The organism is Clostridium frigoris, from assembly GCF_018861865.1.
Classification (GTDB): domain Bacteria; phylum Bacillota; class Clostridia; order Clostridiales; family Clostridiaceae; genus Clostridium_AD; species Clostridium_AD frigoris.
The window spans coordinates 1-683 of record NZ_JAHLDV010000150.1 but is presented as its reverse complement, the minus strand read 5'-3'; the positions used below and the strand labels follow the sequence as shown (position 1 = coordinate 683).

1 protein-coding gene is annotated in these 683 nt (G+C 31.9%); it reads left to right on the top strand.

Annotated elements, in window-relative coordinates:
• Positions 1–396: transposase (locus tag KPL37_RS19545; RefSeq protein WP_216151721.1), on the top strand; the 396-nt coding region annotated here is incomplete at its 5' end.
• Between the last annotated feature and the right edge of the window lie 287 nt (positions 397–683).

The window sequence follows — 683 nt, the reverse complement described above, 5'->3', positions numbered from 1 at the left end:
ATAATGACGGCTGCAGGGTTCATTGCTGAAGTTGGTGATATAAAAAGATTTACACATCCAAGCCAAATTCAAAAACTTGCAGGGTTAAATCTGATTGAGAATAGTTCAGGTAAGCATAAAGGTAAAACAAGTATAAGTAAAAGAGGTAGATCAAGGCTTAGAGCGCTTTTATTCCGTGTAATAATGCCACTAGTATCTAAAAATAATGAGTTTAAGATGCTACATGAATATTATACAAACAGAAAAGAGAATCCATTAAAGAAAAAACAATCTTTGATTTTACTGTGTTGCAAGCTTATAAGAATATTTTTTACTGTAATAACTAAAAAAGTTGAATATAATCCACAAAAACTAATGAAAGATACAGGATTTAACCTACAACTCAATGTAGCTTAATTAGTTATCCACAAATCATTTCTATTTAACAATATTAAAAACTATCCACAGCAAATCTATAGCTGATTTTTCAGCCAATAATTGTGGAAAACTTATTAAAACTCTTATTTTTAAATAGATCATTGAAAAAAGAAACTGGGATTAGTCAGGTTTAAATTACACCATAAGGGCATAGACCCGGTAAAGGAGCCAATACTGACATCCGCCTCTTGGATAGACTGAACGAAGGAATTTAGGACATAGATCCTGTGAGACATGGAAGGGTAAGTTACCAGAGATAATGCGGA